General features: G+C 43.7%; 12 protein-coding genes and 1 other RNA gene. 6 read left to right on the plus strand and 7 right to left on the minus strand.

The window, feature by feature from the left end; genetic code table 11:
- Positions 1–181: 181 nt before the first annotated feature.
- From Q8N16_00345 to Q8N16_00360, 4 genes are all read right to left on the minus strand, one after another.
- Positions 182–766 carry a hypothetical protein gene (locus tag Q8N16_00345; protein MDP3093200.1) on the minus strand — a complete coding sequence of 195 codons (585 nt, stop codon included), beginning with the start codon at positions 764–766 and terminating at the stop codon, positions 182–184.
- A gap of 133 nt (positions 767–899) precedes the next feature.
- Positions 900–2,549 carry an arginine--tRNA ligase gene (gene argS / locus Q8N16_00350; GenBank protein MDP3093201.1) on the minus strand — a complete coding sequence of 550 codons (1,650 nt, stop codon included), beginning with the start codon at positions 2,547–2,549 and terminating at the stop codon, positions 900–902.
- A gap of 43 nt (positions 2,550–2,592) precedes the next feature.
- The gene (argH, locus tag Q8N16_00355) at positions 2,593–4,107 is read right to left on the minus strand and encodes an argininosuccinate lyase (protein ID MDP3093202.1); all 1,515 of its coding nucleotides are present in this window, start codon (positions 4,105–4,107) and stop codon (positions 2,593–2,595) included.
- Positions 4,108–4,123: 16 nt separating this feature from the next.
- Positions 4,124–5,389, minus strand: coding sequence for an argininosuccinate synthase (locus Q8N16_00360; GenBank protein ID MDP3093203.1), 1,266 nt, complete (start codon positions 5,387–5,389; stop codon positions 4,124–4,126).
- Positions 5,390–5,930: 541 nt separating this feature from the next.
- Here Q8N16_00360 and smpB point away from each other — a divergent pair.
- From smpB to rplT, 5 genes are all read left to right on the plus strand, one after another.
- A complete protein-coding gene (gene smpB / locus Q8N16_00365) occupies positions 5,931–6,371 on the plus strand; it encodes an SsrA-binding protein SmpB (GenBank protein ID MDP3093204.1) in 441 nt (146 codons plus the stop codon).
- Positions 6,372–6,379: 8 nt separating this feature from the next.
- Positions 6,380–6,711: a transfer-messenger RNA gene (ssrA, locus tag Q8N16_00370) on the plus strand.
- Between the two features lie 24 nt (positions 6,712–6,735).
- On the plus strand, positions 6,736–7,242 hold the full coding sequence (infC, locus tag Q8N16_00375) for a translation initiation factor IF-3 (protein ID MDP3093205.1): 507 nt from the start codon (positions 6,736–6,738) through the stop codon (positions 7,240–7,242).
- 9 nt (positions 7,243–7,251) lie between these two features.
- Positions 7,252–7,428 carry a 50S ribosomal protein L35 gene (locus Q8N16_00380; GenBank protein MDP3093206.1) on the plus strand — a complete coding sequence of 59 codons (177 nt, stop codon included), beginning with the start codon at positions 7,252–7,254 and terminating at the stop codon, positions 7,426–7,428.
- Positions 7,429–7,437: 9 nt separating this feature from the next.
- Positions 7,438–7,785 (plus strand): 50S ribosomal protein L20, encoded by a 348-nt coding sequence (gene rplT / locus Q8N16_00385; protein ID MDP3093207.1) that lies wholly within the window; start codon positions 7,438–7,440, stop codon positions 7,783–7,785.
- Between the two features lie 17 nt (positions 7,786–7,802).
- Here the strand turns inward: rplT and Q8N16_00390 are convergent, their stop codons facing one another.
- On the minus strand, positions 7,803–8,549 hold the full coding sequence (locus Q8N16_00390; protein MDP3093208.1) for a polyprenol monophosphomannose synthase: 747 nt from the start codon (positions 8,547–8,549) through the stop codon (positions 7,803–7,805).
- Between the two features lie 53 nt (positions 8,550–8,602).
- Here Q8N16_00390 and Q8N16_00395 point away from each other — a divergent pair, with 53 nt between their 5' ends.
- A complete protein-coding gene (locus tag Q8N16_00395) occupies positions 8,603–10,390 on the plus strand; it encodes a DUF2079 domain-containing protein (protein MDP3093209.1) in 1,788 nt (595 codons plus the stop codon).
- Here the strand turns inward: Q8N16_00395 and polX are convergent.
- On the minus strand, positions 10,370–12,169 hold the full coding sequence (polX, locus tag Q8N16_00400) for a DNA polymerase/3'-5' exonuclease PolX (protein MDP3093210.1): 1,800 nt from the start codon (positions 12,167–12,169) through the stop codon (positions 10,370–10,372). The genes Q8N16_00395 and polX overlap by 21 nt on opposite strands.
- A 64-nt stretch (positions 12,170–12,233) precedes the next feature.
- Positions 12,234–12,443: hypothetical protein (locus Q8N16_00405; protein MDP3093211.1), on the minus strand; the 210-nt coding region annotated here is incomplete at its 5' end.

The raw sequence follows: 12,443 nt of genomic DNA on the forward strand, positions 1-12,443 counted from the left end.
CTCGAATAGATGATCTTTTTGAATCCCAAACAGGCGTTTTCCGCAATGGGTATTTTCCAACAGATGTTTCTGTATTCTATTTTTATATCCCATTTTGTATTCTATATCGCTTCCTCGTTAAGATTGCGTACGCCTAATTAACGATCTTAATAAATTTGACTAAATATTAATTGGATAAAAATTATTTCAAACCGAATTCTTTTTTAAGAAAATCGCCGCCTTCAATGGCGCTTGCCGTAATTATGTAAATTTCTTTTCTGCCCAAGCCGAAGAATTCTCTTAGTAGTTCTATCTCGTCGCAACAATTGTAAGGATAGACCCAGACGCTTTTTTGCAGCTGATAGAAACTCAATTCTTTGAGTTTGCCGCGGAACGCTTCTCTTTTGATCCGGTCTAAATCCGGAATATCAAAAATTACCACCCGCCACTTTTTATCCCATTTTGCCGGTTTTTTTATTTCCAGAGCGTCTATTTGAAACCTGCCCGCTTTTTTGCGTCCCTCGTCGGTCAGATTGATGTAAAGTTGATGATTGTCGATGTTAAAATCAATATATCCTTCTCTCTTGAGACGGTAGAAAGTGTTATAAATTGTCTTTTTGCGCTTCTTCCCATATTTTTTCCTATATTTAAAAGCGCGCATTAAGTTAACGCCGAAATACGGCGAGGTAGCGGCAATACAGATCGCGCCGGTTAACATCAGAACGGTTAAAATATCTTTCGCAATCTCTGACTTGGGTTTTCTGAAATAGTATTTGTATTTACTCATTCCTCTATTATAACATTTACGTTTCTTGAAAGATCGTTAAGATTGCGGCCGCAATCTTAACAATCTATAATTCTGTAATCTTATCCCCTTTTGTTTCCTCTCTTTATGTTTTTACCTACATCATCCCGTTTATCTACATTCTCTCAGGAGCCGTGATCCCCATGAGGTCAAGAGTGTTTTTAAGAACAATTTTGGTTGCCAAAATCAGGGCCAGCCTTGCCTTGGCCAGATTCTTGTCTTCGGTTATTACCCGGCAGTCGCGGTAAAACTGGTGAAAAGACGTGGCCAGATCAAGCGCGTACTGCGGCAGCCTTTGAACCTGATAGTCTTTGGCAGTATCCTCAACAACCTCGGGCAAGCGGATCAACTGCTTAATGAGCGCTAGTTCGCTTTGATGGTTTAATAATTTTAATTTTTGATATGTAATTTTGCTTTTTGCCTGCCCGCCGAAGCCTTGCCCGGCCTTCGCAGCCGCTTCGGCGGAGGAGGCGCGCAGGCGGGAGTTTTGAATTTTGAGTTTTTTTATAATGCTGGAGATTCTTGCGTGTGCGTATTGGACATAATAGACCGGGTTCTTGGCAGACTGCTCTTTAGCCTGATCGACATCAAAGTTTAAATGAGTGCCAGCTGCCTTTTGCAGAAAAAAGAACCGGGTGGCATCCCTGCCCGCCATTTCCAAAAGCTCATCCATGGTCACGTAGACGCCGGCCCTTTTGGACATTCTTAATTCTTGGCCGCCTTTAAAAAGAGTGATAAATTGATGGAAAAGGATTTCGAGCTTGCCTTTGTGCCCCAAGGCCTCGACCACTCCTTGCAAACCCGGAGCATCTCCCCAATGATCCGCTCCCCAGATGTTGATAACTTTAGCGAACTTCTTTTCGGAAAACTTGTAATAGTGCAGGCCGGCATCCCCTGCTAAATAAGTTTTCCATTCGTTCCGTTTTACTACCACCCTGTCTCTTTGATCGCCAAAAGTGGTGGACCTAAACCACAAGGCGTCTTCTTCTTCGTAGAGAAACTTTTTCCTCTTTAAAATTGCCAAGGCCTTGTCTACTCTTTTTGTTTTATGGAGCCAGGTTTCGGAAATCCACTCGTCAAACTTAATTCCCATTTTCGCGACCGTTTTTTCAATCAGCTTTTTAATAATGAGCTTGGCCGCCCTTTCTCCTGCCCTATACGGATCTTTCTCTTTAACTTCTTTATTCAGCCAATCAATATAGTCGCCTTTATACTTTGCTTCGCCGTCTTTTAAGACCGAATGCCCTAAAGCCATTATTTGATTGCCGTAGTCGTTGACGTAATATGCCTTTTCTACTCTAAAGCCGGCTTTAGTCAGAGTGTTTGCCAAAACGTCTCCCCAGAATCCTCCCCGGCCGTTGCCAATAGTCAGGGGGCCGGTCGGGTTGGCGGAAATAAATTCCACCTGAACCTTTTTACTCTTCCCAATTTTTAAACTTCCGTATTTATTCCCCTCCCGTAGAATCTCGCCGATTTGTTTTTGAACATAGTCTTTCGAAAGAAAAAAATTGAGAAAGCCGGGGCCGGCCACCTCCACTTTTTCAAAGATCCCCGACCCTGCTTTTAAAACCGCTGTTTTTATTTTTTCTGCCACGAGTAAAGGGTCTTGGTTAAGTTTTTTGGCCAAAATTAAAGCTGCATTGGCCGCATAATCGCCATGAATTTCCTGTCCGGACGCATCAAGAGAAATGTCAAAATCAACAACAAAACCGCTTCGTTTTATTGCTTGGATGAGCAAATTTCTGATTTTTTCTCTTATAGTCATCTTGTTTTTAATATACCATTTTTACCTTTAAAAATTGAGGGGACTAGTAACCCTCCTTTCCTAAAGATGTGATGGCATCGGCAAGTAATTCCAGTGCCTTTCCCCTGTCTTTCTTTTTCTGCGAAAACCACTTCTGATAACCCGCAAGTTGTTTAGCAAGAAGTGTCAATCCTTGCTTCATACTTTTCTTCCCCGGCCCGCCAAAGGACTTAGTAAGTTCGATGATTGTTCCCGGCTCTTGCCACGCAACAATCTGACTTTCGGTAATCGGCAACGCTAAACCCTCCTCCCGTAGAGCTTGGCAAAGCGCTGTAAATGTCACCCTGTCCTGACCTACACTCCCCTTTACGCCTTTCTCAACCAGCACCTTGGCTTGACGCATCGGTAAAGCATATATTGTTACTAATTGTTCCATGAGCGTGGTTGCTCCAATAAAACCTTTATGGCACCAAGTTTCCATAATCTTGGTATTTACCATCATGGTCGAAAGCACTCCAGTAAGAACCGCCGGCGCCGGTTCGCACTCGGATAAAAGATCCATCACAATATATTTAGTCCATTGCGAGTCGCGATTAAAACCGATAAAATTGCTTTTCCCTATAGAAAGCAAACTCAAAAGCTGCCCACAAACAAAACCTGCCTTTCCTTTAATTGCCTCCAAGGGATCAGGATTTTTCTTCTGAGGCATAATGGAACTGCCAGTCGAAAATTCGTCAGCTAGTTTCATCATACCAAACTCCGGCGTCGCGAGAATAATAAGCGTCTGAGCGGTAAGCGACAAATGGTTCATAAGAACGACGACGCTATATGCCAAATCCGCTTCCGGCTCCCAGCGATTAGTAATAGCATCCATTGAATTCGTGTCCGGACCGTCAAAAGCCAAAAGTTTGGCTGTCAATGTCCTGTCTACCGGAAAACTCGTACCGTAGGCGACCGCGTTGCCTAAAGGACTAACGTTATGAAGGCTATACCAGCCTTTAAGGCGCTCAATATCCCGACTAATCATCGCCGCAAAACCGGCCAAGATATGCCCAAAGGTCGTCACCATCGCGTGTTGATGATGAGTAAATCCTGGGAATGGTACTGATTTATATGTCTCGGCAAGTTTGATAAGCGTCTGGATGAGTCCAATGTTATTACTCACAAATATCAATACCTGATCCCGCAGGTATAACCTCATATCGGTCACTACTTGATCGTTTCTCGAGCGCGCCGTGTGAAGCTTGCCCGCTATCTCAATGCCCAGCTTTTCGGTAAGCCACGACTCGATGTTTGTGTGAACATCTTCTTTACTCGGATCAAGATGAAATTTTCCCGCAGCCACTAATTGCTCAAGCTTAAGTAATCCTTTGAGGATTTTTCCTGCATCAGATTTAGGAATAATCCCGTTTTTCCCCAGCATCAGAGCATGAACTTTGTTCGTCCACAGATCGTAAGGGATTAATTTTGCATCGGCCGGGAACACACTCGCCACGTCGCGGCCGGCGGTAAACGCAATCACTGCCTCGGACGGCTCTTTGGTAAAAGCCGCGCCCCAAAGTTTTGATGATTTTTTCATAAAATTCTTTTTTGTATTAACTTTCTAATTTCAACTTATTCTTGACCTGATTTGCCAATTTCATTTGCAACGAGTAAATCTCAATAAAACCGGCGCTTGCATTCTGGTTAAAACTATAGTCCTTCATAAAGGTCGCTAGGTGTTTGTCGTAAAGAGCATTTGGCGATTCCATGGCTACCACTTCCGCAGAACCTTTGTAAAGTTTTACCGTTACCGCCCCATTCACCTTCTCGTTAATTTTATCATTAAAGGCGTTGATGTCCTCAACAACCGGCTCAAGCCACAAAGCGCCATAGACAAGATAAGCCCACTTTATATCAAGGATGCTTTTTAATTCATTCTCAACTCTCGTGCAAACATATTTTTCCAGGTTTTTGTGAGCAGTTATAATCACGTGAGCAGCTGGCAATTCATAAACCCCCCTCACCTTAAGACCGACTAACCTGTCTTCAATGTGATGGACGACGCCTACGCCGTGCTTACCGGCGATTTTGTTTAAAGCGCCGATCAATTTTGTTAGCTTCATCTCCTTTCCGTTTAAGGATATGGGCAATCCATTTTTGAAAGTCAACTTCGCCAATTCTGACTTATTCGGCGCCTTTTCAGCTAAAGTATATGTTGTCAGGAATTTTTCAATCGGCGGGATAAGGGCCGGGTCTTCTATTTCTCCCCCCTCCCAAGTCATCCCCCACATATTATCATCAACAGAATAAGGAAAATCCATATTGGCCGGAACCGGAATTCCATATTTCTTCGCATATTCAATCTCTTCCTCTCTGCCCATAGACCATTCTCTAACAGGAGCAATAATTTTAATTTTCGGATTCAAAGTCAAGGCAGTGGCTTCGATTCTTACCTGATCATTGCCCTTGCCCGTACAGCCATGAGCAATAGCATCAGCTTTTTCCTTCTCGGCAATTTTTACTGCCCATTTGGCAAGAAGTGGTCTAGAAACTGTGGAAATATAATAATTTCCTTGATAAGCGCCATTAGCCTTAATCAAGGGGGCGAGATATTCATCGGCAAATTCATTTTTAGCGTCAATGATATAGGCTTTTTTTGCCCCGAATTTCAAAGCCTTTTTCTTAATCGCCTCAAGATCTTCAATCTGCTGGCCCAAATCCAGCGTCAAAGTAATCACCTCTGCGCCATAAGCGTCTTGAATCCATTTTAACATACAGCTGGTATCAAGACCGCCAGAATAGAGAAGAACAACCTTTTTGACTTGGCCGATTTTTCCTTCGTAAGAAGCAACTTTTATATAAGAAGTGTCTTTTTTCATGTTTTTATTTGATTAACTTTTTATTTGTAAATTGAATGGTTAAAATGTACTGTTTTTTGTGATAGGGAGAGAGCCTCTAGAATGCTTCCTTTTGGGAAAGAACAAACGGCCCCGAATGAGGCCGTTTGGCATGGTTCAAAAAAGTTGTAGTAGTATGGTTAATGTAGTTTTTGAACAATAGCAAACAGCCCCAAATATAGTGTTCGGTTTCTCCGGCGCCTCTCAATTGTTGAAACTATTTGCCACATATTATTGTTCGCTAAAATAAAAACCTCGTCTCTAGCCACGTTAAAACATGGACAGGGACGAGGTTTCTTTTGCCTCGCGGTACCACCCCGGTTTCCCGCTAAAAAGCGGGACTCTCTGGCCGGCTTCTTGGATAAGAAATCGGCGGCTGGATTTTACGGTTCAGCTTCCGTAAGGCATTTTACCTTCAGCTCCCGGATCGCGACTCCGGTTAACGCTTTATATGTATTGTGTTATCTTACTAACAATAACAAGAATAGTTGTCAAGACCTTATTCTTGTCTTACCATTAAATAATGCGCATTTTCACCGAAAACAGAAAAGCCGCTTTTGACCACGAGATCCTGGAGAAATTTGAGGCCGGCCTCGTCCTTTTGGGGCAAGAGGTCAAGTCGATCAAGCTAGGAAGGGCAAGCCTGGCCGGCAGTTATGTTATCTCCAGGGGCGAAGAGCTTTATCTGGTCGGCTGCCACGTTCCCGCTTACCAGCCGAAAAACGCCCCTTCAGACTACCTTCCCGAAAGAGAGAAAAAGCTTCTTATGAGGAAGGCGGAAATATCCTACCTTAAAGGCAGGGCCTCCCAGAGAGGATTGACATTCGTGCCCTTGAGAATATATACTAAGGACGGGAAAATTAAGCTGGAGTTCGCTCTGGCAAAAAGGATAAAAAAGATCGATCAGAGGCAGGTGATAAAGAAACGGGAAATAAATCGCGAGATCAGGGAAGTCTTAGGATAATTCACAATGGGGGTGAAAAGCTTCGACAGCAATTACTCCCAAGAAAAGCAAGTCGAGTATTCTGAAACCTCGCTAAACTTTCAGAAAAAATAAGTGCCAACTTATCTTTTCAACCTGCTTTAGCTTACGTTTAAAGCAGCGCCGACCTTAAGGATTCTCGATAATTGAGGTTGGTGTCATCAATCGAGAAAAGTGTTCTTTATTTTGGCGAAAGCCAAGGATGGCAGACAACGTTTTTCGCCTGATTCAACTTTCTGCCTTCAGTTAAAATCGGGATAAGCTTGTAGATTTTCTTTGGGAAAAATTTCTGGATCCGGGTGCAATCTCGGCACCTCCACCAAGAACTCTAAAAAATCTCTAAACTATCCTAAAACCACTCGTCAACAACCAAATAAGAACAACTCAGGTCAGGCTGGTGGACGAAACCGGAAAGCAGCTAGGAATTATCGAGTTGACCGAGGCGCTCCGCCTGGCCCAGGAGCGCAATTTAGATTTAATCCAGGTGACCGAAAAAGTGATTCCGCCTGTTTGCCGCCTAGCCGACTACGGAAAATATCTTTACTGGCAGGAGAAAAAGCAAAAAGAGATAAAAAAGCACAAAGGCGGCCAGATAAAAGGCATTCGCCTTTCCTTCGGGATCTCTCTCCACGATCTGGAAATCAGATCAAGACAGGCCGAGAAATTCCTAAACCAAGGCGACAAGGTCTTGATCGAAATGGTCCTCCGGGGCCGGGAAAAAGCCCTGGCCGGAGTCGCCAAAGATAAAATCAACCGGTTCATAGAAATTTTAGACAAAGCTATTCCCATCAAAGCGGAAACCGACCTCAGGAAAGGTCCCCGAGGCTTTACTATGATTATTTCAAAACAATAATTTAGGAATATGAGGAAATCTATTTCAAAACGCTTCAAGATCACAAAAACGGGAAAAGTCTTGCGCCGAAGATGCGGCTTGAATCATTATTTGGCAAAAAGATCCGGAAAAATGAGAAGAGGAAAGAGAAAGCTAGTTCCTCTTTCAAAATCGGAATTAAAAAGGATTAAGAAATTAATCGGCTAATCTTAAATTATGGCTAGAGTCAAAGGCGGGAAACCGAGGCTAAAGAGAAGAAGGAATGTCTTGAGACAGACCAAGGGATTTCGTTGGGGCAGGAAATCAAAATTAAGACGGGCAAAAGAGGCGATCTTCCACGCCCAGAAATATGCCTACCGCGACCGGCGGAACAAAAAAAGAGATTTCCGGCGGCTCTGGCAGATTAAGATTGGAGCCGCTGCCAAAAACCTAGGCATATCCTACAGCAAGTTTTTAAATCTCCTCAAACAAAAGAACATCGGTCTAGACAGGAAAATTTTAGCCGAGTTGGCAGAAGCCAAACCCGATATCTTCAGGGCCATTGTTGAACAAATAACGAGATAAACCGATTGGCTCCCGATTCACACAGAACTCCGTGAGTTGATTTTGCGAAACCTGTTAAGCCGAGACAAGCAACAGAACAAGATTGCTTCGCCAATAATTTTGAGGCTCATCTTAGAAGCTCCCTGGCGCCTTTCGACAAAAACAATAGGGACCTCTCTGATCTTGGCGTGCTGTTCTTGGGCCAAGATTTTCATTTCTATCAAAAAAGCGTAACCGTCTACGTTCAACCGACCAGACAAAACTTTTTTTAACAAGCCCCCTTGCCAGCCTAAAAACCCTCCTGTCAAATCGCCAATTTTCAAACCAGTCATGGCTTTGGCAAACAAATTGCCAGCTCGGCTTAAAAACCGCCTGCGCCACGGCCAGTTCTTTACTCCTCCCCCTCGAATATATCTAGAACCAATGACCAAATGATAATCTCTCAAATTTTCTAAAATCTCGGGCAAATACCGAGGATCGTGGGAAAAATCAGCATCCATCTGGATAATCAAAGACGCGCCCTGACGCAGGGCAGCCCTCAGGCCGACTAAATAAGACTTAGCGAAGCTCTTTGGCGGTTGTCTGAAGATCGGCTTTATTCTTCCGTTTCGGTAAGCTAACTCGGCCAATATTTCTTTAGTTCCGTCAGTCGAATTATCATCAACAAAAATAATGGCGGCGTCGGGAATATATAAAAAGACTTTTTCGCAAAGACTGCGGACATTATCGGCTTCGTTGAGCGTGGGGATGACTATAGCGACACGGGTTTCTTGAGGATGAGCCATGTTTACTTAAAGCTACCGATTCTTAACGGGTAGATGATTTATAAAAAACGAGCGTGGAAGAACTGACCGAGAAAAGAATGAAGTTGTTTTGGGCGGCATGGTTAGCCATTGCTTTAATTATAATAGCAGTCTCGTCTCCGCTCGTCTTTAATTCCTTTTGGGTTTCGCTGCTAGGGCTTTTTTTCTTCAGCGTCTTGCTGACTCCTCCGCTAGGATTTTTTATAGAAACAATTGCTCTAAAAAAAGAGGGGTGGTTGGAGAAAAGAGGCCTCCTGCTGATTTTTATAATCTGGCTTCTTTTTGTTGCTTTTTACTCGGTTTTTGCGCTCCATCGCCAAGAAAATTATTTCACCGGCTATGATCTGGCAATCTACGATCAAGCGGTTTGGCACCTAAGCAGGTTCGAGATTCCCGAAAGCAGTCTTCGCAACGTTCCGGTGGTTTTTGGCGATCATTTTGCTCCGGCTCTGTCTTTGCTCGTGCCGTTTTACTGGCTTTTCCCCACCCCCTCTGCCCTATTGGTCCTCCAGGTCATTATTACTCTTTTGCCAGTTTGGTTCTTTTGGCTTTGGGGCAGAGATTGGAAAATCAAACCTTCTTACATTTTGATAATTTCTTTGTTTTATCTCACCTCTCCGGCAATTCAAGGATTTTTGGGTTTTGATTTCCATGACATCCTCTTCGGACCGCTGTTCCTTTCGGCTGCTTTTTACTTCCTGCAAAAGAAGAATTGGCTCTTTTATTTTTTCAATATTTGTTTGCTCATATTCACGAGGGAGGTCCTGCCATTGCTAGTCGCTGTTATTGGTGTATTTGTGTTTTTCAGGGAGCGCCTGCGCCAGATCGGAATAATAACTCTCTTGATAGGAATCATTGCTTTTCCTATTATCGTCGGCCCCCTCATGAACAGCTACAACTACTCTTTTGTTCAACGCAGTCCTTACTTTCAGATGTTCCCGGGCTTTGACCAAGGATTAAAGAATGGAGTGATAAATATGATCAAGAATCCGGGCCTGATCTTAAGGGTAATATCTGAATTTCCGGATAAGTGGTGGACGATAAGCTTCTTCATCCTCCCGCTTGCGCCCGCTTTGTTTTTCGAACCGTGGCTCTTGGTTCTTTTCCTCCCGCAACTAGCGGAAAAGATCTTAAGCTCCTACCAATATCTCTCGTTTATGAAGTTTCAATACAATCTCTTGTTCGCCCCTTTGGCGGCGATCGCCTTTATTTATCTTATAAAGAAGCTGGCGGAAAACGATATCGGCGGAACGCCTCGGGAAAAGACGAATCGATTAAAATTATTCTTCCCCCGGCCAATAATGCTTTTTTTAGTTTTTCCTCTGGTCCTGAACCTTGTCTATAGCTCTCAATACAGTTATCTCCTGTCTCCCTTCCAAGAATGGAAGTTTACCAGCAGAGAATCTCCCTCTGCCCCAACCGAGGCATTTCAGGAACTAGTGGACATTATTCCCAAAGATGTCCAGGCCAAGGTCGCCGCATCCCAAGTATTTTTGCCCCATCTGAATCATCGTCAAAATCTTTATCTGCTTCCCAGAATCAGCGACGCCTCTTTTATTATCTTCAATTTTTGTCCAAAGCAGCCTTGCAACTATTGGCCGATACAGACTAAAAATATTATCCAATTGAACAATTTCTTGAGGAACAATCCTTCTTTTGAAGTAGAAAAAGTAAACGAGGCGGGAGTGGTTTTTGAGAGAAAAGGGCCGTTCACGGAAAAACTTCGCCAAGACCTGGCCGCTTTTTGCCTTTCCTTAATCTCCGACCAAGAACACCTTCATTCTTCTCATAAGCAATATTTATTAGAGAACTGCAGTTTCTGATGTGGTTTTATAGAAGAGTTTTTCCGCTTTAAAATTTCTAAACAGTTTCTCTCTGGGCCAACAATTGATGACGTCTTCTTTCCCTGCCCAGCCACGTCTCGCCTGGCCAATGCCAAAGCCCATCAAAGACAGGTGCTCTCTGGAGTGGGCGTCGGTGTTGATAATCATCTTTACTCCCGCTTCTTTTGCCTGGCGGATCTTTGAATCGTTGAGATCGAGGCGGCTCGGGAAAGCATTGATTTCCAAAACGGTTTTGGTTTCTTTGGCTGCCTTCAGGAGAGCCGGGAAATCAACCTGATACTCATCCCTCTTTTTGAGAATCCGGCCTGTCGGATGGGAAATAATATCCACATTCGGATTTCTCATGGCTTTAACGATCCTCTGAGTCATCTGATTCTTTAGCATTTTCATGCTCGAGTGAACGCCGGCAATGACAAAATCAAGTTTCTCTAGGACCTCGTCTTTAATGTCGATTGAGCCGTCGTTTAATATATTCGCCTCACATCCCTGAAGAATCCTAAATTTTGTATTTTGCCTGCCCGCCGTAGCTTTAAGCGAAGGCGGGTATTTAGTATTTAGTATATCTATCTCTCGACGCTGCGCCATTAACTGTTTTTCATTTAGGCCGTGCTCAAGGCGTAAAAATTTGGTATGGTCGGCAATGCCTATATATTGATAACCCATTTCTTGAGCGGTTTTTGCCATTTCCAGAATTGTGTTCTTGCCGCCGTCCCAAGAAGAATGGCAGTGAAGATCTCCCAGAATTTCTTTGTAGCCGATGAGCTTTGGCAGCCTGCCATGCTGGGCGGCCTCGATCTCTCCCTGGCCCTCTCTTAATTCGGGTTCAATAAAAGGAAGGCTTAGAGCTCGATAAACATCTTTTTCCTCGGCACTGGCGATCATCCTTTTCCCTTTAAAAAGCCCGTACTCATTGAGTTTTAAGCCTTTTTCAATAGCGATTTTCCTCAAGACAATGTTGTGCTCTTTTGAACCGGTGAAATACTGGAGGGCGGCTCCGTAGCTTTTATTTGGAACTATTCGCAGGTCAATGTCAAAACCGTTTTTCATCCTGACCGAGGCTTTGGTCGATCCTTGGCCCCAAACCCTGACTACTCCTGGCAGATGGACAAAAAAGTCAACCGCCTTTCTCGGATTTCTGCTGACTGCGAGAATATCGGCATCGCCAATAGTCTCCTTGCCACGCCTTAAAGACCCCGCCAGATTGATTCTTTCTATTTCCTTTAAATCTTTGAGTTTTGAAACTACTTCCTGAACCTCGGGCAGAATCTCTCCCAGCAAGAACCTTCCCTTGCTCTTTTTGAGAAACTGTATCCCCTGCAGGATGTTGGCTTCCGTTTTCATGCCAAAATGCGGCAGGTTTCTGATTTTGCCGGCCAAAGCCGCTTTTTCAAGATCCTTGAGATTCCTTATCCTCAAGTGATGCCAGAGGTCCTTGACCATTTTCGGGCCGATCCCTTCCACGGCAATCAGTTCCTCGAGGTCGACCGGAGTCTTCTTTTTCAAATCCTGATAATATCCAACCTTACCAGTTTTTAAATACTCCTCGATCTTTCTAGCTAAATTGACGCCGATCCCGGGAATTTCCGTCAATCCTTTAATCCCTTTTTCCTCGTAGACTTCCCCAACCTCTTTATCGAGAGCTTCCAGATTCAAAGCCGCCCTTTCATAAGCGTTCGATCTGAAAGAAGCCTCTTCCATTTCCAAATAAGTGGCGATAGCAGAAAAGATTTTAGCCAGTTCCTGGTTATTCATCCGCATTGAAACATTATAGCTGAAAAAGAACAAAACCGCCGCTTTCTTGGCGGCGGTGTCTTCCGGAAATTTATTTCTTCAATTCTTCTTTTTCAATTTCGTTTAAAAATTTTAAGAGGACGGGGTTATCAACAACCTCATCGGCGTGTTCCCACCAGGGCCTGGTAGGGAATTTCTTATTCTTTTTGTATTGCTCTAAGGCCTCTAATAAATCCTCTAAAAGATCTATCTGGGCGACAAATTTACTCTCTGGGCTTAACCTCTTTGTGTAATCCTTCTG

This window comes from bacterium, assembly GCA_030693425.1.
Classification (GTDB): Bacteria; Patescibacteriota; Minisyncoccia; order Minisyncoccales; family GWA2-46-15; genus GWA2-46-15.

Coding starts and splice junctions, on each gene's coding strand:
- Q8N16_00345 (MDP3093200.1), bottom strand. CDS start 766: ATGAGTAAATACAAATACTATTTCAGAAAACCCAAGTCAGAGATTGCG.
- argS (MDP3093201.1), bottom strand. CDS start 2,549: ATGACTATAAGAGAAAAAATCAGAAATTTGCTCATCCAAGCAATAAAA.
- argH (MDP3093202.1), bottom strand. CDS start 4,107: ATGAAAAAATCATCAAAACTTTGGGGCGCGGCTTTTACCAAAGAGCCG.
- Q8N16_00360 (MDP3093203.1), bottom strand. CDS start 5,389: ATGAAAAAAGACACTTCTTATATAAAAGTTGCTTCTTACGAAGGAAAA.
- smpB (MDP3093204.1), top strand. CDS start 5,931: ATGCGCATTTTCACCGAAAACAGAAAAGCCGCTTTTGACCACGAGATC.
- Q8N16_00380 (MDP3093206.1), top strand. CDS start 7,252: ATGAGGAAATCTATTTCAAAACGCTTCAAGATCACAAAAACGGGAAAA.
- rplT (MDP3093207.1), top strand. CDS start 7,438: ATGGCTAGAGTCAAAGGCGGGAAACCGAGGCTAAAGAGAAGAAGGAAT.
- Q8N16_00390 (MDP3093208.1), bottom strand. CDS start 8,549: ATGGCTCATCCTCAAGAAACCCGTGTCGCTATAGTCATCCCCACGCTC.
- polX (MDP3093210.1), bottom strand. CDS start 12,169: ATGCGGATGAATAACCAGGAACTGGCTAAAATCTTTTCTGCTATCGCC.